This window comes from Arthrobacter phoenicis, assembly GCF_047238215.1.
Taxonomy (GTDB): domain Bacteria; phylum Actinomycetota; class Actinomycetes; order Actinomycetales; family Micrococcaceae; genus Arthrobacter.
Genome location: NZ_JBDFMK010000001.1, coordinates 918,223 through 940,217, shown reverse-complemented (window position 1 = coordinate 940,217; position 21,995 = coordinate 918,223). Strand labels below are relative to the sequence as shown.

The 21,995-nt window shown below is 69.2% G+C and carries 19 protein-coding genes, 1 tRNA gene, 1 pseudogene and 2 riboswitches; of the genes and pseudogenes, 14 read left to right on the top strand and 7 right to left on the bottom strand.

Going from position 1 to position 21,995, the window contains the following annotated elements; genetic code table 11:
• Positions 1-168: 168 nt before the first annotated feature.
• The 9 genes from ABC337_RS04145 (at position 169) to ABC337_RS04105 (ending at position 10,649) form a co-directional block, all read left to right on the top strand.
• Entirely contained in the window at positions 169-864 is a 696-nt protein-coding gene (locus tag ABC337_RS04145; protein WP_412882242.1) for an iron-dependent transcriptional repressor DtxR, read from the top strand.
• 129 nt (positions 865-993) lie between these two features.
• Positions 994-1,225, top strand: a riboswitch (cyclic di-AMP (ydaO/yuaA leader).
• Between the two features lie 4 nt (positions 1,226-1,229).
• The gene (locus tag ABC337_RS04140; protein WP_412882243.1) at positions 1,230-2,048 is read left to right on the top strand and encodes a peptidoglycan DD-metalloendopeptidase family protein; all 819 of its coding nucleotides are present in this window, start codon (positions 1,230-1,232) and stop codon (positions 2,046-2,048) included.
• A gap of 147 nt (positions 2,049-2,195) precedes the next feature.
• Positions 2,196-2,354: riboswitch (cyclic di-AMP (ydaO/yuaA leader) on the top strand.
• Positions 2,355-2,620: 266 nt separating this feature from the next.
• Positions 2,621-3,394 carry an NlpC/P60 family protein gene (locus tag ABC337_RS04135; protein WP_412882244.1) on the top strand — a complete coding sequence of 258 codons (774 nt, stop codon included), beginning with the start codon at positions 2,621-2,623 and terminating at the stop codon, positions 3,392-3,394.
• A gap of 255 nt (positions 3,395-3,649) precedes the next feature.
• Positions 3,650-4,150 (top strand): HNH endonuclease, encoded by a 501-nt coding sequence (locus ABC337_RS04130; RefSeq protein ID WP_364138737.1) that lies wholly within the window; start codon positions 3,650-3,652, stop codon positions 4,148-4,150.
• 36 nt (positions 4,151-4,186) lie between these two features.
• A complete protein-coding gene (gene mobA / locus ABC337_RS04125) occupies positions 4,187-4,834 on the top strand; it encodes a molybdenum cofactor guanylyltransferase (protein WP_412882245.1) in 648 nt (215 codons plus the stop codon).
• A 10-nt stretch (positions 4,835-4,844) separates the two neighbouring features.
• Positions 4,845-5,129, top strand: coding sequence for a DUF6457 domain-containing protein (locus ABC337_RS04120; RefSeq protein WP_290258694.1), 285 nt, complete (start codon positions 4,845-4,847; stop codon positions 5,127-5,129).
• Positions 5,126-6,499 (top strand): molybdopterin molybdotransferase MoeA, encoded by a 1,374-nt coding sequence (locus ABC337_RS04115; protein WP_412882246.1) that lies wholly within the window; start codon positions 5,126-5,128, stop codon positions 6,497-6,499. The genes ABC337_RS04120 and ABC337_RS04115 overlap by 4 nt, the downstream gene beginning before the upstream one ends.
• 156 nt (positions 6,500-6,655) lie before the next feature.
• Positions 6,656-7,525 (top strand): formate dehydrogenase accessory sulfurtransferase FdhD, encoded by an 870-nt coding sequence (gene fdhD, locus ABC337_RS04110; protein ID WP_412882247.1) that lies wholly within the window; start codon positions 6,656-6,658, stop codon positions 7,523-7,525.
• A 103-nt stretch (positions 7,526-7,628) separates the two neighbouring features.
• Entirely contained in the window at positions 7,629-10,649 is a 3,021-nt protein-coding gene (locus tag ABC337_RS04105) for an alpha-mannosidase (RefSeq protein WP_412882248.1), read from the top strand.
• Positions 10,650-10,880: 231 nt separating this feature from the next.
• On the opposite strand, the gene ABC337_RS04100 is transcribed toward ABC337_RS04105, so the two are convergent.
• From ABC337_RS04100 to ABC337_RS04085, 4 genes are all read right to left on the bottom strand, one after another.
• Positions 10,881-11,615 (bottom strand): hypothetical protein, encoded by a 735-nt coding sequence (locus ABC337_RS04100; RefSeq protein WP_412882249.1) that lies wholly within the window; start codon positions 11,613-11,615, stop codon positions 10,881-10,883.
• Between the two features lie 12 nt (positions 11,616-11,627).
• Positions 11,628-12,377, bottom strand: coding sequence for a hypothetical protein (locus ABC337_RS04095; protein ID WP_412882250.1), 750 nt, complete (start codon positions 12,375-12,377; stop codon positions 11,628-11,630).
• The gene (locus ABC337_RS04090; protein ID WP_412882251.1) at positions 12,374-13,093 is read right to left on the bottom strand and encodes a hypothetical protein; all 720 of its coding nucleotides are present in this window, start codon (positions 13,091-13,093) and stop codon (positions 12,374-12,376) included. The genes ABC337_RS04095 and ABC337_RS04090 overlap by 4 nt, the downstream gene beginning before the upstream one ends.
• Positions 13,094-13,195: 102 nt before the next feature.
• Positions 13,196-13,975: a hypothetical protein gene (locus tag ABC337_RS04085; RefSeq protein WP_412882252.1), complete on the bottom strand. Its 780-nt coding sequence runs from the start codon at positions 13,973-13,975 to the stop codon at positions 13,196-13,198.
• A 233-nt stretch (positions 13,976-14,208) separates the two neighbouring features.
• Between ABC337_RS04085 and ABC337_RS04080 the strand changes: the two genes are divergently transcribed.
• Both ABC337_RS04080 and ABC337_RS04075 read left to right on the top strand, forming a co-directional pair.
• Positions 14,209-15,879, top strand: coding sequence for an ABC-F family ATP-binding cassette domain-containing protein (locus ABC337_RS04080; protein WP_412882253.1), 1,671 nt, complete (start codon positions 14,209-14,211; stop codon positions 15,877-15,879).
• Positions 15,876-17,789, top strand: a complete 1,914-nt coding sequence (locus ABC337_RS04075) for an ABC transporter ATP-binding protein (RefSeq protein ID WP_412882254.1) — start codon at positions 15,876-15,878, stop codon at positions 17,787-17,789. Before ABC337_RS04080 ends, ABC337_RS04075 begins: the two co-directional genes overlap by 4 nt.
• Positions 17,790-17,842: 53 nt before the next feature.
• Here ABC337_RS04075 and ABC337_RS04070 read toward each other — a convergent pair whose 3' ends face one another.
• The 3 genes and pseudogenes from ABC337_RS04070 to ABC337_RS04060 all read right to left on the bottom strand — a co-directional run bounded on the left by ABC337_RS04070 (position 17,843) and on the right by ABC337_RS04060 (position 18,855).
• Positions 17,843-18,241, bottom strand: a complete 399-nt coding sequence (locus ABC337_RS04070) for an NUDIX hydrolase (protein WP_412883220.1) — start codon at positions 18,239-18,241, stop codon at positions 17,843-17,845.
• Between the two features lie 63 nt (positions 18,242-18,304).
• Positions 18,305-18,781 (bottom strand): annotated as a pseudogene (locus ABC337_RS04065) (DUF6314 family protein); the annotation flags it as partial.
• A gap of 1 nt (position 18,782) precedes the next feature.
• A tRNA-Arg gene (locus ABC337_RS04060) sits at positions 18,783-18,855 on the bottom strand.
• An 85-nt stretch (positions 18,856-18,940) separates the two neighbouring features.
• Here ABC337_RS04060 and ABC337_RS04055 point away from each other — a divergent pair.
• From ABC337_RS04055 to ABC337_RS04045, 3 genes are all read left to right on the top strand, one after another.
• A complete protein-coding gene (locus tag ABC337_RS04055; protein WP_412882255.1) occupies positions 18,941-19,714 on the top strand; it encodes a DUF998 domain-containing protein in 774 nt (257 codons plus the stop codon).
• A 294-nt stretch (positions 19,715-20,008) separates the two neighbouring features.
• A complete protein-coding gene (locus tag ABC337_RS04050) occupies positions 20,009-20,419 on the top strand; it encodes a DUF7793 family protein (RefSeq protein ID WP_412882256.1) in 411 nt (136 codons plus the stop codon).
• Positions 20,416-21,948, top strand: a complete 1,533-nt coding sequence (locus ABC337_RS04045; RefSeq protein WP_412882257.1) for a putative bifunctional diguanylate cyclase/phosphodiesterase — start codon at positions 20,416-20,418, stop codon at positions 21,946-21,948. Before ABC337_RS04050 ends, ABC337_RS04045 begins: the two co-directional genes overlap by 4 nt.
• The last annotated feature ends 47 nt before the right edge of the window (positions 21,949-21,995 follow it).

Below are 21,995 nucleotides of genomic sequence, written 5' to 3'. Positions count from 1 at the left end.
GCCGGAAAGCGGGCTGTCATAGTCCGGTCAGGAAGCCGGCTCTAAAATTATCCGGAGTAATTCACAATAGGCTAGGCTGTCGGGAGCGTATGGCGGATCCCGGGTGGCCGCACCCCGCACGTTGTACGGTGGAATGACGCAAGGACGGCGCTCAAGGAGCTGAGCTGGATGACGGATCTGATCGACACTACGGAGATGTATCTTCGGACCATTCTGGAGCTTGAGGAAGAGAACATCGTCGCGCTCCGGGCCCGCATTGCCGAACGACTCCGCCACTCCGGACCAACCGTCTCCCAGACCGTCGGCCGGATGGAACGGGACGGGCTGGTCGTGGTCTCCGGCGACCGCCACCTGGAACTGACCGAGGTGGGCCGGCGGCGCGCCACCGAGGTGATGCGCAAGCACCGCCTCGCCGAACGGCTGCTGGCTGACGTGATCGGCCTGGACTGGGCGTACGTCCACGAGGAAGCCTGCCGCTGGGAGCACGTGATGAGCGAACGGGTCGAGCGCCGGATCTTCGAGATGCTCGACCACCCCACGGTCTCCCCCTACGGCAACCCCATCCCGGGCCTCGCCGAACTGGGCGGCCTGCCGACGGCGGAACAGGCCGACGGCGTCGTCAATCTCCTGGACGCCATGGCGGGATATGCCGCGGGCTCCCGCATCACCGTGAGCCGGCTTGCCGAACCCATCCAGGTGGAACCCGAGCTGCTGGTGCAGCTGGACGAGGGCGGTATCCGGCCCGGGGCCACCGTCTCGCTGGAGCGGGTGGGGGAGTACATCTCCGTCCGCGTCCCGGACATTGAGGGCGCGCTTGAGCTGCCGCCCGAGGTTGCCGCCCACGTTTTCGTTACCCGGGGGTAGGGCGACGCGGAAGCATACCGTAAGTGTGCTGTTTACTAGCCGGTCTAGGAGATAACGAAATTATTACTACGGGTCTTAATCCCCTATAGTTATCGACTAGTACCGAGACTAAAGCGTTACCTGATCCGAAGCCGAGCTCTGCCAGCGGATCAGGGTGCGAATCACCTTCTGGCAGAGGCGGGGGAACCACTACCGGCCGGTAATTCCGGCCTTGGGGTGAAGTCCGCTAGCGGCAAGCGAACTCTCTGAGGACACTCTTTCCGGGTGCCTCTCTGCCTGGATGCTTGCGTCGGCGGACCGGGTCTATGAACTCTCTGACCCGAATCCGACAGCTAACTTCGCAGGCTTTTTCAGAGAGGAACCACTTGAGCACGCAGACCGTCCGCGGGCGCCGCCGCGCCGCCGGCCCCGCTCCGGAGCCGCGCCCCGCCGTCGACGTCACCGTCCCGCGCCCCCGCGATGCGCACCGGGACGAGCGCCGCGGCCGGCGCAGTCCGATCCGCCAGGTCGCGGACTTCGCCGCCGTTACCGGAATGGGCCAGAAGGCCGGAATGACCCTGGCCGCCGCCGGCATCGCACTCACCGTGGCCGTCCCGGTGACCGGCCCCGCGCTGGCCGTCGACGCCCCCACCGCGGGGTCCGTCTCCGCCGCGGCCCAGCCCGAGGTCAAGGCCGCCGCCGCCCAGATCGACTTCAACCGCACCGCCGTCACCACCAAGGGTGACCCGGACGGGAAGCTCAAGCAGCTGCTCAGCGCGCAGTCCGTTGGCTCCATCACCCGCGCCGCATCCGCGGGGACGCTCGGCGCCCCGCTGGACACCATGATCACGGCGTCGCCCTTCGGCTACCGGGTCAGCCCCATCACCGGCGCGGTCGGCGAATTCCACCGCGGCCAGGATTACGCCGCGCAGTGCGGCACAGCCGTCCATGCCGCCGCGAGCGGCACCGTAACTTTCTCCGGCTGGCACCCCTACGGGGGCGGCAACCGGATTGTGGTCGACCATGGCAATGGCCTGGAGACCACGTATAACCACTTGTCGTCATCCAGCGTCCACGTCGGCCAAAAGGTCTCCCGTGGCGATGTGATTGCGATGAGCGGAACAACCGGTGCCTCCACCGGCTGCCACCTCCACTTCGAGGTGATGGTCAACGGGGACGTCGTTGATCCGCTGGGCTGGCTCTAAAAGAGCCCACCGCAATGCTCACACTTCCGTGACACGCCGTGATCTGAATGTGACATTGAGTCCGAACTGTTGTACCGTATGAAGCACGCCAACTTCACCGAAGTTGGCGCTCTTGAGTGGATTGCCTAACTCTGCCACCGCTCAAGGTCCGTTCGCATGACATCGTCTGGCAGGGGCGGGGGAACCAATTTTGGTCTTCGCAAGAAGACCTAGGGGTTAAGTCGCAAAGCTTCCCAGGAAGCGGAGCGGCCGGGTGACTCCCATCCGAATCCGACAGCTCACCTCGTAGGCATTGGGAGAGGCTACTTTCGTGTCTTCACGCCACAATGCTGCGCGTTTTCGCGCTGGCGAGGCTCAGTCGAGCCCGCTGATGACCATGCACCGCGTTGCCCTTGCCGGCGCCCGGGATGGTTCACGCAATGCAGTTCCTGCTTTTGGCGCGTCTTCGCAGTACACCCTTCGCTAAAGAAACCCGTTTCGGGGCGATCCGGCGTACCCCCAAGATGCCGGAGCGTCCTTAGTCCCGCCTGTTCAAGAGCGCGGACACAAAGGATCACGAAAGAGAGAACTAAATGACTACTCGTGCAACCATTGCACGCCACCGCGCGGAGGTCACCAAGACCAACTCGCTGGCTGTCATTGCCAAGGCCGTCGGCGACAACGCCGGTGGCATGGGTCGCCAGGCTGCGGTTATCGCTGCTGCCTCCGGCCTGGTCCTGACCAGCGGTATCGCGGCCAACGCCGCCGAGACCAACGTTCAGCGCGAATCCACCTCTGCTTCCGCCACCGAGGTTCAGTCCACCGCTCCGGCCACCATCTCGGCGGCCTCCAGCATCGCCATCTCCTACGAGAAGCCTGCTGTGACCACCGCGGCCGCCCCCGTCGTCGAGGCCCCGAAGCCCGTCGTCAAGGTTCAGGAAGCTGACACCACGACCGCCAACACCGCCGCAGCCACCCCGGCCGCCGGCACCGCGGTCAACGCGTCCGTCGCCACCAAGGCTCCGGCCGCCACCAGCGGCATGGGCGCCTCGATCGCCGCCGCCGCTTACGCCCAGATCGGCGTGTCCCAGGACTGCACCATGCTGGCCACCAACGCCCTGGCCGCCGTCGGCATCCGCTACCACGGCTGGCCGGCAGGTTACCTGTCCCTGGGCCGCACCGTCAGCGCCGCCGAAGCGCAGCCGGGTGACCTCGCGTACTACCAGAACGGCGGCATGGGCATGGCCCACATCGCCGTTTACGTCGGCAACGGCATGGCCGTCCACGGCGGCTGGAACGGCGGCACCACCGCCCTCTACAGTGTCAACGTCGGTTCCGGCCCGGTCTTCATCCGCGTCGGCGGCTAAGACCCCCGCTTCCCGCGAAGCTTCGAGAAGGACCCCTGCCACCGGCTGGGGTCCTTCTCTGTTAACCGCGTGCCAGCGGTGCAGGAAGCACCGCTGGCACGCGGGCCCAGGATCCGCCACGGATGCCCTGCGGCCCGAAATTCGGTAATCCGGGCCACCCGTGTTTACTCTTGTGGTGTCGATCCTTAGCCTGACCATGCAGAGGGCAGCCGGCCCTCGTGCCACTGGCGGGTGCGGCCGTGAAGAGGGATGCGGATGCGCACACTCGTTCTGAATGCTGGATATGAACCGCTGGCGGTTGTGACCTTCCGCCGGGCGCTGGTGCTCGTGCTGACGGGCAAGGCCAGTGTCGTGGCCGAGGGGGACGACCCGGTGGTGGGGCCGCAGGATATCCTCGGCCGGCCGAGCGTCATCCTGCTTAACCGCTACATCCGCCCCCGCTACAACACCGTGACTGCGGTCAGCCGCCGGGGTGTGCTCCGCCGGGACGGCCACCGGTGCGCCTACTGCGCTAAACCGGCCCACACCATCGACCACGTCCAGCCGAAGTCCCGGGGAGGGGCCGACTCCTGGGAGAATCTGGTGGCCGCCTGCCTGCGCTGCAACAACGTCAAGGGCGACCACACCCCGGCCGAGATGGGCTGGAAGCTCGGGTTCACCCCCGGTCCGCCGAAGGGCACGATCTGGCAGATCAAGGAGCTGGAGAAGCCCACCCCCGCGTGGGACCCGTTCCTGCTGCCCGAATCCGCGCACTAGCACCGCCGGCCGCCCGCAGGCCGCTAGGCTGGGCGGGTGGAATTCAACGCCGTCATTCTCGCCGGGGGCAGGTCCTCCCGGCTGGGCGGAACCCCCAAGGCCGCCCTCCGCTTCCGCGGGGACACCCTGCTGGAGCGGTCGTTGCTCGCGGCAGCCGGTGCACGCGGCGTCGCCGTCGTGGGACCGGAAACCGGCAGACTCCCGGACGGAATCCTCCTGTGCCGTGAAGACCCGCCCTTCGCCGGACCCGCGGCGGCCCTTGCTGCCGGGCTCGAGGCCCTCGCTCGCGGGGGAGCGGCCGGCGGGAGCCAGGCGCCGCTGACGCTGGTCCTGGCCTGCGACATGCCGCTGGTCGCCGACGCCGTCCCCGCACTCTTCGCCGACCGTGCCAGGGCGCAGCCCGGCTCGGACGGCAGCGTCGCCGTTTCGGCGGACGGCCGGATCCAGCCGCTGGCCGGCCTTTATGACACGACCGCGCTACAACGATCGGTGGCGGACGCGGCACGGCGCGGCACGCTGGTGGGCGGATCGTTGTTCGGCCTGCTTGCTAGTCTGGACCTGCGGACGGTTCCCGTGCCGCCCGGGTCCACCGACGACGTCGACACCTGGGCGGACGCCCAGGCCCTGGGGGTCGCGCGTCCCGGCGTTGCCGGGAACGGAAGCGGCCGCCCGCACACGACATGAAAGGCCCACCGTGAAGAGCCAGGACGAAACCCTCGAGGACTGGTGCCGCGCACTGCTCCAGGCCCTTGAGCTCGACGGCGTCGACATCGACATCAACGAGGTACTGGGACTCGCCGGCGTTGCCGCGCATTCCGTGGTCCGCCCAGCCGCACCGCTGACCACCTTCATCGCAGGTTTCGCCGCCGGGCTGGCCTCCGGCACCGGCCAGGCCACCGACGAGGTTTCCATGCGGGCCGCCATGGGCGTCGCGCGGAAACTGGCCAAGGAATACGCCGCCGAGGCCCCCGGGGAATGACGTCCGAGCCACCCCGCGCCGACGCCGACGACGCCGGGACCGAGCCCGCCGCGCACCGGCACCTGGCCCACACGTGGCAGGAAGCCCGGGAGCTCTCGTTCGACTGCGCCACCCCCATCCCGCCGGCCCCGGTGCCCCTGCGCCGAGCCCTGGGACGCACCCTCTCCGCCGACGTCACGGCCCTCCACGACATGCCGCACTATGCGTCCTCGGCCATGGACGGCTGGGCGGTGAACGGCAGCGGCCCCTGGATCCTGGCCGAACCCGGGCAGCGCCTCGCCCCTCACCAGGCCAGTCCCATCGTCACGGGCGGGCTGATCCCGCCCGGTGCGAAGGCCGTCCTCCGCAGCGAGAGCGGCAGGATCGGCCTCGATGAGGACCAGCTGCCGGTGCTGAAGCTTGGCGGTGGCGCGAAGCCGGGGGAGCCCCGCAACGGCGACCACATCCGCAAAGCCGCCGAAGAAGCGGCCGAGGGCGAGGTCCTGATCCCCAAAGAGACCGTGCTCAACCCGGCCCACCTGGCCCTCGCCGCCCTCGCCGGCCACGACACCCTGCCCGTGCTGGGCAAACCGGTGGTCCGCCTGGTTTTCACCGGTTCCGAGGTGGTCGCCAGCGGCGTGCCCCAGCCGGGGGAGGTCCGGGACACCTTCAGCCCGCAGCTCTCCGCCGTCGTCGACCTGCTCGGCGGCGTCCCCGCCGGCGAAATCAAGATCGGGGACGGGGACGGGGAATGGCTCGCCGCCCTGGAGGACCCCGAACCCGCGGGCGACGACGAAGACACCCCGCCCGCCGACGTCGTCATCACCACCGGAGGGACGGGCCGGTCCGGGACCGACCACCTGCGCCGCACCGTCGAGCAGCTGGGCGGCAGGCTGCTGATCGACGGAATCGCGATGCGTCCCGGGCACCCGGCCGTCCTCGCCGAACTACCCGACGGACGCTTCATCATCGGCCTGCCCGGCAACCCGCTCGCCGCCATGATGGCGCTCTCCACCATCGGCGGACCACTCCTGGCGGCACTGGGCCACCGGCCCCCGCCGCCCGTCACGGAGGTCCCGTGCGGCACGATGATCGACGCCGATCCCGGCCGTACCCGGCTGATGCCCTTCCGCATGGTCTACGGCATGGCCTCCCCGGCCCAGCACACCGGCCCCGGCATGATGCGCGGACTCGCCGCCGCCGACGGGGTCCTGGTGGTCCCGCCGCACGGTGCGCAGCTGGGCGAACCGGTCCCGGCGTTCGCGCTGCCCTGGGGGCGGCCGCTGCCGGAGCCCGACGCAGGCAAGCCTGCACCGAAACCCGCCGCTCGACGCACCCCGAAGAAACCGGCCGGCAACGGTCCGGTCGACTGGAGCGCCCTGCTTGGCTGACACCGGCCGGCCTGAGCCCGGCGTGGCTGGCGCCCGCTTGGCTGGCCCCACGGGTGCCGGCTTGGCTGGCACCAGTGCCGAGTTCAGAATGGATCCAGAGGCGGGAACCGGCCGCAGGCCGGGCCGCCCCACCGCACCGCTGATGAGGAGTACCGAATGGGCCGCGTGACGCAACGCCGCAAAGTGCACAAGTTTGTCCTGGACGGATCGCCGCAGGCGCGTGAGTTCCCGGTCCGGTACCGCGAGGACGTCCTGGCGGTGGAGGAACCACTGGAGGTACGGCTGGGCAGCACGTCCTTCTCCGTGACCATGCGCACCCCGGGCAACGACTTCGACCTGGTGGCCGGCTTCCTGGTCTCCGAGGGGATCATCTGGTCCGCCGACCAGCTTGTCTCGCTGCGCTTCTGCGCCGGCGAGGACGAAGACGGCGTGCAGACCTTCAACGTGGTGGAAGCCCAGCTCCGGCCCGACGTCGCCCGCCCCGACACCGGACGGAACTTCTTCACCTCAAGCTCCTGCGGGATCTGCGGCACCGATTCGATCGAGGCCGTCGAGAAGTCCTCGCACTTCAGCCCCGCGGGCGACCCGGTGGCAGTGCCCGTCGAGACGCTGGCCGCGCTCCCGGACCGGCTGCGCGAAGCCCAAGCGGTTTTCGACGCCACCGGCGGCGTGCACGCCGCGGGGCTGTTCCGCATCTCCGACGACGGCGGCGCCGAGCTCCTCTGCCTGCGCGAGGACGTGGGCCGCCACAACGCCGTCGACAAGGTGGTGGGCTGGGCGCTCCGGGAGGGGCTGCTGCCCCTGCGCGGCACCGTCCTGCAGGTCTCCGGCCGTGCCTCCTTCGAACTCGTGCAGAAGGCCTCGCTTGCCGGGATTCCCGTCCTGTCCGCCGTCAGCGCGCCCAGCAGCCTGGCCGTGGAACTCGCCGAAGCCAGCGGGATGACACTGGCCGGCTTCAGCCGGGGTACCAGCCTGAACGTCTACGCCGGCCACGAGCGGATCGGCGTGCCGGCCGCCCTCAGCTAAACCGGACGGCTGGCCTAAGCCCTCGTGGCACCGTAGATTAATCCAACGACTGGATTCAGGCCTGCGCCCGGTTCCTCCGCACCAGAGCAAAAAGAGGTTCACTGTGCACGACGACCGCCGTCTCACGGAAGTCCGGCTGGACCGCTTCGTCCGCGAACGCATCGTTCCGGCCATCTATCCCCGCACCGTCCCGCTGCGCCTGAGCAGCTGGACCGCGCCCGGAGAACCCGTACCGGCCCTTGAGGCCCTGCAGCAGGACTTCACCCCGCAGGACCCCGGGGCACCCTGGGGCGGCCCGTGGTCCACCACCTGGCTGCGGCTTCAGGGCGAGGTGCCCGAGACCTGGGGCAGCGCGCCGGACACCGCCGTCGAGGTCCTCGTGGACCTGGGGTTTAGCGCGGACCTGCCGGGCTTCCAGTGCGAGGGCACCGCCTGGCGGCCGGACGGCACTGTCATCAAGGCCATCTCGCCGCGGAACCAGTACATTCCGCTGAAACTCCTCGGCAGCGGCATGACCGTCGACTTCTACGTCGAGGCGGCCGCGAACCCCGACCTCTCACAGGGCTGGACCTTTGCCGCCACGCCGTTGGGGGACAAGGCCACCGCTGGCACCGAGCCCCGCTACCGGCTGGGCCGGATCGTGATCGCCGAACTGGACCAGTGCGTCTGGGAACTGCACCAGGACATCTGGACGCTGCGGGGGCTGATGCACGAACTGCCCATGGAGCTGCCCCGCCGCCATGAGATCCTCCGCGCCCTGGAGCGGATGCTGGACACCATGGACCCGGACGACGTGGCCGGCACGGCCGCCGCCGGGCGCGCGGAGCTCGCCGAGGTGCTGTCCCGCCCGGCCTACGCATCGGCCCACCAGCTCCTGGCCACCGGCCACGCGCACATCGATTCGGCGTGGCTCTGGCCGGTCCGGGAGACGATCCGCAAGTGCGCCCGGACCTTCTCCAACGTGGTGGCGCTGATGGACGAGGACCCCGACTTCGTCTTCTCCTGCTCCTCCGCACAGCAGCTGGCCTGGATGAAGGAGTTCTACCCGGAATTGTTCGAACGGATCCGGGACAAGGTCCGCGCCGGCCAGTTCGTCCCCGTCGGCGGGATGTGGGTCGAGGCGGACAGCAATATGCCCGGCGGCGAGGCCATGGCGCGGCAGTTCCTCGAGGGCAAGAGCTTCTTCCTGGCCGAGTTCGACGTCGAATGTCGCGAGGCATGGCTGCCGGACACCTTCGGCTACTCCGGCGCGCTGCCGCAGATCGTCAAGGCCGCCGGCAGCCGCTGGTTCCTGACCCAGAAGATCTCTTGGAACCAGGTCAACCGGATGCCGCACCACACCTTCGAGTGGGAGGGAATCGACGGCACCCGCCTCTTCACGCACTTCCCGCCGGTGGACAGCTACAGCTCCGAGATCAGCGGCCGCGAACTGGCCCACGCCGAGCGCAACTACCGGGACCACGGCCGCGGCACCATGTCCCTGCTGCCCTTCGGCTACGGCGACGGCGGCGGTGGACCCACCCGGGAGATGCTGGCGGCCGCCCGGCGCACCGCCGACCTGGAGGGCTCGCCGCGGGTGCGGATCGGCTCCGCAGCTGAATTCTTCAGCGAGGCGGCGAAAGACTATCCGTCTCCGCCGGTGTGGGTGGGGGAGTTGTACCTGGAACTGCACCGCGGCACCTACACCAGCCAGGCCAACACCAAGCGGGGGAACCGCCGCTGCGAGCACCTGCTCCGGGAGGCGGAGCTCTGGTCCGCAACCGCCTCGGTCCGGACCGGCGCACCCTATCCGGCAGCCGAGCTCAAGCGGCTGTGGCGCCTGGTCCTGCTGCAGCAGTTCCACGACATCCTGCCCGGCAGCTCGATCGCCTGGGTGCACCAGGACACGGAGCGGAACTACGACGCCGTCGCCCGTGACCTTGAGGCGATCATCGCGGCCGCAGCCGCCGCCGTCCTCGGGGACGGGGACCGCGAGATCCTGCTCAACGCCGCCCCGCACACCCGCGCCGGGGTACCCGCGCTCGGCGCCGCCGAACCGGGACCTGCCGGCGCTCCCGTCCACGCCGAGGCGGCCGACGGCGGCTTCGTGCTGGACAACGGGATCATCCGGGCGGTGGTGGACGCGGACGGGCTGCTGGTCTCTCTCCGGGACCACGCCAGCGGACGGGAGGCGATCGCCCCCGGCACCGCCGGCAACCTCCTGGAACTGCACCGGGACACCCCCAACGAATGGGACGCCTGGGACATCGATTCTTTCTACCGGCGCAACGTCACCGCCCTGACCGAGGCCCGGTCCGTGGCCCTGGAGCACGACGGCGCCGACGCCGTCGTCGTGATCGAACGGATGGCGGGCGGCTCACCCGTGACGCAGCGGCTGAGGCTCGCGCCGGGGTCCTCGTCCCTGGAGATCGCCACGGCCGTGGACTGGCGTGAGCGCGAGAAGCTGCTCAAGCTCGGGTTCCCCTTCGACCTGCGGGCGGACCGGTCCGCCGCGGAGACCCAGTTCGGCCACGTGTTCCGGCCCACGCACGTCAACACCTCCTGGGAGGCGGCGAAGTTCGAGATCTGCGCCCACCGTTGGATCCACGTGGAAGAACCCGGGTACGGCGTGGCGGTCAGCAATGCGGCCAGCTACGGCCATGACGTCTCCCGTCAGGTCAGGGACGACGGCGGAACCACCACCACGGTGCGGGTCTCGCTGCTGCGGGCACCGAAGTTCCCCGACCCTGGCGCCGACCAGGGGCCGCACGAGCTGACCGTGACGGTGCGCCCCGGTGCGGCCATTGCCGACGCCGTCGAGGAGGGGTACCGCACCAACCTTGCCCCCCGTGTGGTGAAGGGGGCGCACGGGGCGGATCCGCTGGTCGCCATGAGCAACCCGGCCTTGGTGGTGGAGGCGGTGAAACTGGCCGAGGATGGCTCCGGTGACGTGGTGGTCAGGCTCTATGAGGCCCTCGGCCGGCGCTCGCGGGGCGTACTCTCGGCGAACTTCGATGCCTCCCGGGTCTGGCCCGTGGACCTGCTGGAGCGTCCTGCGGAAGCGCCCGGCGTCGAGATCCACGGGACCGATGCCGTGCTGGAGCTGCGCCCATTCCAGCTAGTGACCCTGCGACTGGGCCGCTGAGCTGCATCTTTCCGGCCGATTCGGCGGCCTGCTGGAAGCCTGCGGAGCGGAAAAGGGGCCTTAAACCAGGCTGAGTGGGAGCGGTCCTTGCGGACCGCTACCACTCATCCCCCCAATGGCGCTTGGACGACCGCCGGTCCAATCAGACTGAATCCCCATTCAAGGGACCAGGCGGCGTTTTCACACATTCATGATTCTCTCACGGTCTAATGATTTTGTGAATGCATGACGTTATTTTTCCCGGAACGTTGCCGGAGCGTTATCTTGCGGCCGGGACAGACGCCCCGATAACCAGAAGAGCAGCAGCCCCAGCACGTAGCCAAGGACCGCCGCGTAGTTCACCACGGTGCGTGCGTCGTCCCAAGCATCGGGAGTGAAGCTGGCGGGGACCGTGAGGATGGCGGCCACCGCTCCGGCGGCGGTCAGGCCCGCGCCGGTCCGTACCAGCCGGGGCAGCCGTGCCCGCACCGCGGCGAGAAGGGCGGGCAGCAGGACCAGCGAGACGTAGGCCGGGTAGACGCGTCCGAAGCCCGCGTACAGCGGCTCGAGTGCGGCATTGCGCGCCCCCCGGTCCGGCAGGGCCTCCAGGCCCGCCGAGGAGCCGCGTGTGTCCATCAGGAAGAACGTCACCGCAAGGGCCACGCACGCCGCTGCCAGGGCCAGGCGTCCCCACCGGCCCGTCACCAAGTCCCGGGTACGGTCGCCGCCCAGGGCCCGGGACAGGCGCAACCCCACCAGCAGGACCATGGCGCAGACCAGGAAGCGCAGGATGAGGTTGGTCAGGTTGATCCCGCCGAGGGCGCCGTCGACGGCGGCATAGGGGCCCGGGAGGCTGAGCAGGCTGCAGAGAGTGGCGAGGGACAGGATGCCAAAGACGGTCCGGTTCCGGCCGTGGACTGCGTCGGGCACACGGAGCAGCAGAGCCACGCCACAAACAATCAGGGTTCCCCACTCGAGCAACGTCATGATGCCTCGTTTCTAGGGGGAGATGCTGCTCTCCGATGAAGGCAGCGGATTTCGGCGCCGGGCCTGCGCCCTGAGTTTGTCCGCCCAGACGGCGGCCAGGCCCAGGACGTAGCAGAGCACGGCGGTGTAATTGACGATGAACCGGATGAAACCCATGCCCTGTGGGATGATCGGCGACGACAGGCTGAGAACCAGCCCCACCGCGCCGAGTGACAGGAATACCGCCGCGAGTCGGATCAGCGCCGGGAGGCGGCTGCGCACGGTGCGGATCATGGTCGGCAGCAGGACCACCGCGATGTAGCAGGGGTAGAGCCGGCCGAACGCGCCGTAAATTTCGACCAGTGCGGCGTTACGGGCGTCCTTCGCTGCAATAGCTTTGAGGCCCGCCGAGGACCCTTGGGTGTCCATCAGCAGGAACGTCACGACGACGGCGGCGCAGGCTAGGGCCAGCGCGGTGGCACCGGGCTTCCCGGCAATCCATGAGAGCGCCCGCCCGGCCCCGAAACCACGGGCGACGCGTAACCCGATCAGCAGAATGACTCCGAAGATGACGAACCTGAGCGCCAGGTTGGCGATGTTGGTGCCGCCCAGGACCTGGTCCACCGCGACGTAGGGCGCCTCCATGCTGAGCAGGATGGCGAGTGTCATGAGCAGGAAGATTCCGAACATGAGCCGGTTCTCCCCGCGGAGGGCACTTGGGATGCGGAACACGGCCAGAAGCGCGCAGACGCCCAGTGTGGTCCATTGCAGAGTCTCGATCACCCCAGGTTCTCCCAGATCTTCTCGGTCTGGGCCTGTTCTTGTTCCTGCCGCCGCAGGGTGCGGCCCAAGGCCTGGAGCCGGTCACCGGCGAGGGAGACGAGGTCACCGTCGGACAGGGCATCGAGGGCTTCCTGCCGGGCCGAGGGGGGCCAACCCGCCTCCGCCTCCGTGATCAGGCCGGTGGCCACAAAGCCGGCGCTGAAGCCGACGCCGGCGGCCCGGGACGTGGCAATGGCCAGTTCCGGGGACAACCGGTTGGCGGTCAGCTGCGCCGAGTAATTTTGCGGGGCTACGCCGGAGGCGGCCGAGACCCGGTGACGGAGTTCGCCGTCGTCGACGGCGTCCACCCAGTTCCGCACGGACGTGGCGTGGGGCGGGGGGCTCAGCGTCAGCCGTCCGCTCCGGCCGGAGGACCTCGCCACGACGGCCTCCAGGAGGTCCATAGTGGCGATCTGGCTTACGAGTTCCGCGGAGGTGGGAGGCTGCCTCAGCTGCTTGAGCTCGGCGTACTGATCGAAGGAGGACAGGGCTTCGGCGGGGTTGATCGCCAGTGCCCGGCTGATGCTGACCACGGAGGTCTCAGCCACCTTGCCCCGCACCAGCTGCTGCGCCAGGGTCGTCCGTTTCAGTCCCGAGATCCTGCAGATGTCTGCGGTGCTTGCCGCGGGCGCAACACCATGGAGCCAGAGTTGGAAGGCTTTGGCGGGTAAGGGCATCTATGACTTTCTGCGGATTCGTACCGGAGCGGGTTGGCAGGGCCTCACAGCACTAACGGTACGCCGCCGACGATGGCCGGCACCCCCCAATGCTGAGAACCATTATAGGTCGCTCTTGCCTGTCTTCACCGGTCCCGCCATGCGGAGTTCGCGGGAATTCTTCAGCCCGGTGCCGCCGGATCGCCGGGCGGACAGCCGTCCCAGCCAGATCAGGGCCAGTCCCAGCACCAGTCCCAGGACGGAAGCCGAGCTGATGTAGTACTGGAGGAAAGTCAGGCCGCGGGGGACGAGATCGCTGAACGGCATCACAACCATGGCGATTGAACCCAGCGTCAGGAGCGCGGCCCCTCCCCGCACCAGCCCCGGGAGGCGGGAGCGCAGCGCGTGGATGGTTGCCGGCAGGAGGCAAGCGGCCACGTAGGCGGGGTAGAGCCGGCCGGCCAGGGTGTACAGCGCGATGAGTTCCCGGTTGTGCGCACTTTGGTCCGGCAGGGTAGCAAGCCCCACGGACGTTCCGGCGGTGTCGGCCAACAGGAACGGCACCGCGGTGGCGAGACAGATCAGCGCCAATGCGGCCATGCCGATGGGCCCCCGCACAAGCCGGAGGCTGCGTTCGTTCTCGAAGCCCTTGGCGATCTTGTAACCGGCCAGCAGCACGGTGCCGTAGATGATGAACCGCAGCAGCAGGTTCGCGTAGTTTTGAGACCCCAGTAGATGGTCGATGGCGTTATAGCTTGCCTGGATGCTGAGCACCATGGCCACGGTGATGAGCAGGAAGATGCCGAAAAGGGAGCGATTCTCGCCGCGCAGCGCAGCGGGGATCCGCAACACCGTGACAATGGCGCAGACCGCCAGGACGCAGACCACGAGAGCGGTGATCACGGGGTGGTTCCTCTTTCGGCGTTTTGCACCTGCCCCCGCTGTGCCCTGTTATGAGTCCGGACCCTGACGCCGGCGATTTTGCCGGTGGGCCCGAATCAACTATGCTAGTTGCTCGAACCCGCTGGTCCGTACACCCCCCAAGTCCGGACCAGCGGGTTCTTCTATGCCCGGCCCGCTGCGAGCCGGCACATGCCCCGCAGTCCCGTGCGTGCGGGCGGTGAGAGGATGGATAAATGACGGCAACCCTTGTTGCAAAAGACCTTTCCGGCGGCCACGACCACCGCACCCTTTTCTCCAAACTCTCCCTCACGGTGGCCCCCGGCGACGTGGTCGGCGTCGTCGGCGCGAACGGTGCCGGCAAGTCCACCCTCCTCCGGCTGCTGGCCGGCGTCGACGAACCCCAGGAGGGGACGGTCAGCCTGGCCCCGTCGGACGCGTTCGTCGGCTGGCTGCCCCAGGAACACGAGCGGATCCCCGGCGAAACCGTCGCAGGCTATATCGCCCGGCGGACCGGCTGCGCCCAGGCCACGGTGGAGATGGAGTCTACCGCCGAGGCCCTCGGCTCCGGTGCGCCCGGCTCCGACGACGCCTACGCTGCCGCCTTTGACCGCTGGATGGCCTCCGGCGCCGCCGACCTGGACGACCGCATCCCGGCCGTGCTCGCGGACCTGGGACTGGAGGTTGGCGAGGACGCGGCCATGACCGGGCTCTCCGGCGGCCAGGCGGCGCGGGTGGCGCTCGCGGCCCTGCTGCTCAGCCGTTTCGACATCGTGCTGCTGGACGAACCGACCAACGACCTTGACCTGAACGGCCTGGCCCGGCTGGAGGCCTTCGTCCAGGGCCTGCGCGGCGGGGTGGTGCTGGTCTCCCACGACCGCGAATTCCTGGCCCGTTGTGTGACCACCGTGGTGGAACTGGACCTGGCCCAGAACGCCGTCGCGGTCTACGACGGCGGCTACGAGTCCTACCTTGAGGAACGCGCCGTCGCCCGCCGGCATGCCCGTGAAAAGTACGAGGAGTTCGCCGCCACCAAGGCGGACCTGGTCTCCCGGGCCCGTACCCAGCGCGAATGGAGCTCCCAGGGTGTCCGGAACGCGATGAAGAAGAACCCGGACAACGACAAGATCCGCCGCGCCGCCAGCACCGAGTCCTCGGAGAAGCAGGGCCAGAAGGTCCGGCAGATGGAATCCCGGATCGCCCGGCTGGAAGAGGTCGAGGAGCCGCGCAAGGAGTGGCAGCTGCAGTTCAGCATCGGCGCCGCGCCGCGGTCCAGCGCCGTCGTCGCCACCCTGCGCGACGCCGTCGTCCGCCAGGGCGGCTTCACCCTGGGCCCGGTCAACCTGCAACTCAACGCCGGCGAGCGGATCGGCATCACCGGCCCGAACGGGGCCGGCAAGTCCACCCTGCTGCGCCTGCTGCTGGGCGTTCAGCGGCCCGACTCCGGGGACGCCTCGATGGGCGCCTCCGTGGCCGTCGGCGAAATTGACCAGGCCCGGGGGCTGCTGGCCGGACACCTTAAGCTGGTCGACGCCGTCGAAGCCGTCCTGACCGACCAGACGCCGGCAGAGGTCCGGACCCTGCTGGCCAAGTTCGGGCTCAAGGCGGACCACACCTCCCGGACCGTCGACTCCCTCTCGCCCGGGGAACGGACCCGCGCGGCGCTGGCACTGCTGCAGGCCCGCGGCGTCAACCTGCTGGTCCTGGACGAACCCACCAACCACCTCGACCTGCCCGCGATCGAACAGCTGGAGGAGGCGCTGGAGAGCTACGACGGCGCCCTGCTGCTGGTCACGCACGACCGCCGGCTGCTGGAAAACGTCCGCCTCGACGTCCGCTGGAACGTCGTGGACGGCACCGTCACCGAACTGCTGGGCGCGAGCGCCCCGAAAGGCACCAACACATGAGCATGGACCGGGTCGCCTGGAGCTCCCTCTACAACATCACCCGCGGCGCCGACGGTTCCAGGACCTTCTCCAAGGCCCTGGTCAAGCGCGTCTTCGGCTTCGCCCGGCCGCACCGCAACCGGTTGATCGCCTTCGTGCTGCTCTCCATCGTGATGGCGGTCCTGGCGGTCGCCACGCCGGTGCTCGCCGGCCAGGTGGTCGACGCGATCATCGCCAAGTCGGACGCCGGCACGGTCATCTGGCTGGCTGTCCTGATCGCGATCGTGGCCGTGGCCGAGGCCGGCCTGGGCCTCGTGACCCGGTGGCTGTCCTCGACCATCGGCGAAGGCGTGATCCTGGACCTGCGCACCCGGGTCTTCGACCACGTGCAGAAGATGCCGATCGCCTTCTTCACCCGCACCCGCACCGGCGCCCTGGTGAGCCGGCTGAACAATGACGTCATCGGCGCCCAGTCCGCGTTCGCCGGCACCCTCTCCGGCGTGGTCAGCAACGTCGTGGCCCTGGTCCTGACCCTGGCCGTCATGCTGAACAAGTCGTGGCTGGTGACGGTGCTGGCCATGATCCTGCTGCCGATCTTCCTGATCCCGGCCCGGCGGATGGGTTCCCGGCTGGCCGAGCTGCGGCGTGAGGCGGCCGAACATAACGCCACCATGGGCACCCAGATGACCGAGCGCTTCTCGGCGCCCGGCGCCACGCTGGTGAAACTTTTCGGCCGTCCGGACGAGGAATCCCATGAATTCGCCGTGCGCGCCGGCCGGGTGCGGGATATCGGCGTCCGCACCGCGATGCTGCAGTTCACCTTCGTCACCGCCCTGACGCTGGTCTCCGCGCTGGCCCTGGCGCTGGTCTATGGCCTGGGCGGCTGGCTGGCGCTCGGGGGGCAGCTCGCCGCGGGCGACGTCGTCGTGCTGGCGCTGCTGCTCACCCGCCTCTATGCCCCGCTTACCGCGCTCTCCAGCGCCCGGGTAGAGATCATGAGCGCCCTGGTCAGCTTCGAGCGGGTCTTCGAGATCCTCGACCTCAAGCCGCTGATCCAGCAGAAGCCGGACGCCGTGGCATCCCCGCGCGGACCGCTCTCCGTGGAATTCGACAACGTCCGGTTCTCCTACCCCTCAGCCGACAAGGTATCCCTGGCCTCCCTCGAGGACGTCTCCACCCTGGACACCCGGGGTGGCGAGGAAGTGCTGCACGGCATAAGCTTCCGGGTCGAACCCGGCCAGACGGTGGCCCTGGTGGGGTCCTCCGGCGCCGGCAAGTCCACGATCGCCCAGCTGCTGTCCCGGCTGTACGACGTCGATTCCGGGGCGGTTCGCTTCGGCGGCACCGAACCGGGCAGCGGCGTCGACGTCCGTGACCTGACCTTCGATTCGATGCGCGAGACCCTGGGCATGGTGACCCAGGACGGCCACCTGTTCCACGAGAGCATCGCCTCGAACCTGCGCCTGGCGCGCCCCGACGCAACCGAGGAGCTGATGTGGGACGTTCTGCGTCAGGCCCGGCTCGAGGACATGATCCGCTCGCTGCCGGACGGCCTCGACACCATCGTGGGGGAGCGCGGCTACCGGCTCTCCGGCGGCGAACGCCAGCGCCTCACCATCGCCCGCCTGCTCATCGCCCAGCCGCGGGTGGTCATCCTCGATGAGGCCACGGCCGCGTTGGACTCGACCAATGAGGCCGCGGTGCAGGACGCGCTCGGTGCCGCGCTGGAAGGCCGCACCGCCGTCGTGATCGCCCACCGGCTCTCCACCATCCGCGCCGCGGACGCGATCCTGGTGATCGAGGGCGGCGTGGTTGTCGAGCGGGGGACGCACAGCGAGCTGCTGGCCGCCGAGGGCCGCTACGCCGAGCTGTACCGGACGCAGTTCGCCGAGGCCACCGCGGTCGCGGCCGACGCGCTGCCTGACGCCTAGCCCGGACTCAGGGGGCCCGGCCCCCGCAGGGGACCCGGGCGCGGCCCCGCGCTTTAGGAACGGCCGTCGCGTGCCGCCGTGAGCAGCGGCAGCACGTGCTCGGTCAGGAGCGGGGCCAGGTCGCCCGGGAGCTCGTCGGCCAGATCCAGCCAGCGGATCTCCGCGATCTCGGCCGACGGCGCCGCGGTCCAGGTCCCGGGCGCGGTGAAGACCGTCGCGTCGATCCGGGTGGCGGACTCGTTGGCGGCGTCGGCCAGCCACCGGCCCAGCGGCTGCAGGGCCTCGGGCGGCAGGACGATGCCGACCTCCTCGGCCAGTTCCCGGGACGCGGCCTGCGCCGCTGATTCCCCGGCCTCGGGCTTGCCACCGGGGTGCATGAACTTGTCCGTCCCGCGCTTGCGGACGGTGAGCAGCTGGCCGCGGGCGTCGTACACGCAGACGGCGGAGACCACGATGTCCGGGTTGGTGCCGGGCTGTGGCGCAGGGTCGGAAACGGGGTGTTTGCGCAGCTCCGACTCCAGCAGCAGGTCCTTGGCGGGGCCGGTGACATCCCAGGCGTAGCGGAAGGCGTCCGGGCCGAGCCGGGTGTAGCGCACCCGGTACGTGTCCGGATCGCACCAGTGGCGGTCACTGGCGGTGTCCGGCCCGAAACCCATCCGGTGGAAGGGGCGGCCGTCGGCGAAGTGCATGTCCATGACGCCGGGGGCGGCGGTGGGGCGGAGCAGGTACTCGCGGCTGGCAGGACCGGTGAAGGGCGGGGCGCCGGCCGGGTTCCAGGTCACCGTGCCCTCTTCGCGGAAGCGGAGGCCGCCGTGGTCCGTCGCGGTGAAGCGTGCGACGCCGGCAAAGGAGCCGCGGCTGCCCGTGGCGCGGTCCCGCATGGTGCGGGCCACGGTCCAGGTGCCCGCGAGGTAGGAGTGCAGGTCCTCGTCCGCCCCGTGATGACCGGTGGCGTGGCTGCCGGCAGGAGTGCCGGGGCTCTGGGAATCCACGTGCCCTCGATTGGAATCGAACCAACGACACCGGCTTTAGGAGAGCCGTGCTCTATCCACTGAGCTACGAGGGCGGGCATCCGTCGCGGCCGGCCACAGCCGACCCGTCCGAACACGGATACCAGCATACAAGGTGGGGGCGCGTACTACGCTCAAGGCATGACCGCCCCCGCACGCGCAGCAGACCGAGAGCTCCTCTACCTTCCGGATGTGGCGTCCACGCGGTTCTACGCCGGGGCGCTGGCCAAGCTCAGTGTCCTGCAATATTTCGTGGCCGAGACCGCAGTGATCGGCGCATGGGCCGGAAGGGAGGCATATAGCCGCCGCACCGGCTATATCAGCGACCTCGGCGCCCTGCACTGCGGCACCTACTCGGGCCGCGACGTCTGCTCCCCGGCCCACCTGCTGATGAACGCCTCCTTTATCGTCCAGGGCATCGGCATGATGGTGGGGGCCTTGCTGCTCACCTCCGCCGTGATCGGAGTGGCGGCCCGCGCCGGGGAACGGCTGCCCCGCACCCGTGGCCGGCGCCCGGCGTCCGTACCGGCGTTCATCGCCCGAGCCCTCACCACCATCGCCGGTGCCGGGACCGTGGTCGTCGGGCTGGTGCCCGAGGACGCCGGCTCCCCGTGGCATTACATCGGCGCCGTGGCGTACTTCTCCGCCGGGGGCCTGGCCCTGGGGTTAATTGGCTGGCTCTGGCGTCGCCGGACGCCGCTGGGCTGGTTCATCCTGGCCTGCGGCGCGGTGGGACTGGCCGCCCTGATCGCCGGCGGCATCACGGGGATGGCCGTCCCCGAGCCCGGAACCCTCGAACGGCTGATGGGCTACCCGATCACCATCGGCACCGCGGCGGTTGGTCTGGTCGTGGCCCAGCGGGTGCGGAAGGAACGGACGACGCGCAAGGCGCATGCCGCGCGTTCCGGAGGGTGAGCGGCCGGCAGGGCCCTGGTTGGCTGGGCGCTAGCTGGACGACGGGGCGGCCGGGCCGCCCCGGCGGCGGGGTGTCGTACATCTCATTTGGCCGCTGACGTGCACTATCATGGGGTTATTCGCCGGAACGCCGGGAGTCTTGTGCCGGGTTCCATTCGGCGCATGCGAATCAACGACTGAGCAGTGCTGGGGACGAATGTCTGAACCAAGGGTTGTGCCGGTCACGGCAGCGACGGCCTTTGGCGACCCCGCATCCGCCTGCGGGCGCGTATTTATTGCTCCGGAGGGATGCCCATGACGGCAGCGCCCCCGGCGGCCCCGCCGCTGGATACCTCTCCCGGGACGACGACGTCGGAGATCGCCGTCACGCTCGTCAGTCCGTCGCTCGTTGAATTGGAAATGCCGCGCGACGTCGAAATCGGCGGCCCCGAGGCGCGGCGGGCTGCCGCCGCCGTCCAGGCGATCGCCGGCCGCAACCGCGTCGGCGTCATGCTCAACATCTCCGGTGTCATCGGCGTCAGCCCGGAGGCCCGGCACGCCTACTCCGAGTCGATCGCCGCCCGCGCCGTCGCCATCGTGGGGGAGGGCCCCGTGGACCGGGTGATCGCGCACTACCTGCTGCGCTCCCGCAGCGAGAGCATCCCTGCGCAATTCTTTCTTTCCCGTCCAGCGGCCCTCGAATGGTTAAGGCAGTACACCGAGTGAAAAGTGAACCGGATCCCAGGCTCCATAACCTGGTCGAGGGCATTGTCCGGATCGCCAGCGGCGATCTGAGCACCCGCATTCCCCACTCAGGTGCGCGCGACGACGTCGCCGCCGTCATCGCCGGCATCAACCTGATGGCCGATGACCTGCAGACCATTTACCAGGAGCTGGAGGAACGGGTCGACAGCCGGACCGCCATGCTCCGCGAGGCCCAGGTGGAACTCGAGCGGATGGCCCTGACGGACCCGCTCACCCAACTCGCAAACCGCACCGCGTTGAACTCCGTCCTCAGCCACGCCCTGGCCGAGACCTCCCGCGGCGAGGCCCCGCCCGCGTTGCTGATCCTGGACCTGGACTCCTTCAAGGGCATCAACGACACGCTGGGCCACAGCGCCGGCGACGACGTCCTGCGGGTCATCGCCCGACGCCTCCAGGAGGCCGTCCGCGTGACCGATACCGTCGCCCGGCTGGGCGGCGACGAGTTCGCCGTCATGCTGCCCAAATCGAACCTGGTCCGCGCCCGCCGGGTGGCGAACCGGATCCTGAAGGCATTGAACGAAAGCCTGGAGATCGGCGACCTCCGGATCACCTGCGGCACCAGCATCGGCGTGCGGGTGGCCGAACCGGGCCAGTCCGTGGACGACCTGGTGATGGAGGCGGACACCGCGATGTACGCGGCCAAGGCCCAGCCGCACAGCGGGATCAAGGTCTTCGAACCGGCCCTGCTCTACGCCCGCCGCCTGCAGAGCCTGATGGTGACCGAGATGCGCACGGCTATCCTCGAGGACCAGCTGGTGCTGCACTACCAGCCCGTCGTGGAGCTCGCGACCGGCCGGATGGAGGGCGTTGAGGCGCTCGTGCGGTGGAACCACCCCGAGCGCGGACTGCTGATGCCCGACCAGTTCATTCCGCTGGCCGAAGAGACCGGGATGATTGTGGACCTGGGCCACTGGGTGCTGAAGACGGCAGTGCGGCAGCTGCGGACCTGGCAGGAGGAGCTCCCGCTGGACGAGGACTTCTCCATGCGGGTCAACATCTCCACCACCGAACTGCAGAACCTGGAGCTGATCGAGCACGTCCAGGACATTCTTCGCGAGACCGGCGTGGATGCGGCCAACCTCATCATCGAGCTGACCGAATCCATGGCTGTGACCGGCGGCGACGTGGACAAGTACTCGCTCAGCGGACTGCGCCAGCTGGGTGTCCAGCTAGAAATCGACGACTTCGGCACCGGCTACTCGTCCATCAGCTACCTGCGGCGACTGCCGGTGAACGTCGTCAAGATTGATCGGAGCCTCATCGACGGCCTGGGTACCGACGAGGAGCAGGGCCGGTTTGTCGAGGCCGTGCTCCACCTGATTCACGCCTGCGGGCTGCGGGCCGTGGCGGAGGGAATCGAGACGGTAGAGCAGGCCGAGGAACTGGTGCGGCTGGGCTGCTCCAGCGGCCAGGGCTATTACTTCAGCAGGCCGGCCCCGGCTGAGACCGTTGCGGACAACATTCTGTCCTGGAGTGCCGCCGCGGAGTAAGCCGCTCTCCCTCGTAGTGCGGGTAGAACAAAACAAAGGGCGGGTGC

Excerpts from the sequence above, each read along its gene's own strand:
- ABC337_RS04145 (WP_412882242.1), top strand. The coding sequence starts at position 169 with ATGACGGATCTGATCGACACTACGGAGATGTATCTTCGGACCATTCTG.
- ABC337_RS04135 (WP_412882244.1), top strand. The coding sequence starts at position 2,621 with ATGACTACTCGTGCAACCATTGCACGCCACCGCGCGGAGGTCACCAAG.
- ABC337_RS04130 (WP_364138737.1), top strand. The coding sequence starts at position 3,650 with ATGCGCACACTCGTTCTGAATGCTGGATATGAACCGCTGGCGGTTGTG.
- ABC337_RS04115 (WP_412882246.1), top strand. The coding sequence starts at position 5,126 with ATGACGTCCGAGCCACCCCGCGCCGACGCCGACGACGCCGGGACCGAG.
- fdhD (WP_412882247.1), top strand. The coding sequence starts at position 6,656 with ATGGGCCGCGTGACGCAACGCCGCAAAGTGCACAAGTTTGTCCTGGAC.
- ABC337_RS04100 (WP_412882249.1), bottom strand. The coding sequence starts at position 11,615 with ATGACGTTGCTCGAGTGGGGAACCCTGATTGTTTGTGGCGTGGCTCTG.
- ABC337_RS04090 (WP_412882251.1), bottom strand. The coding sequence starts at position 13,093 with ATGCCCTTACCCGCCAAAGCCTTCCAACTCTGGCTCCATGGTGTTGCG.
- ABC337_RS04080 (WP_412882253.1), top strand. The coding sequence starts at position 14,209 with ATGACGGCAACCCTTGTTGCAAAAGACCTTTCCGGCGGCCACGACCAC.
- ABC337_RS04075 (WP_412882254.1), top strand. The coding sequence starts at position 15,876 with ATGAGCATGGACCGGGTCGCCTGGAGCTCCCTCTACAACATCACCCGC.
- ABC337_RS04055 (WP_412882255.1), top strand. The coding sequence starts at position 18,941 with ATGACCGCCCCCGCACGCGCAGCAGACCGAGAGCTCCTCTACCTTCCG.
- ABC337_RS04050 (WP_412882256.1), top strand. The coding sequence starts at position 20,009 with ATGACGGCAGCGCCCCCGGCGGCCCCGCCGCTGGATACCTCTCCCGGG.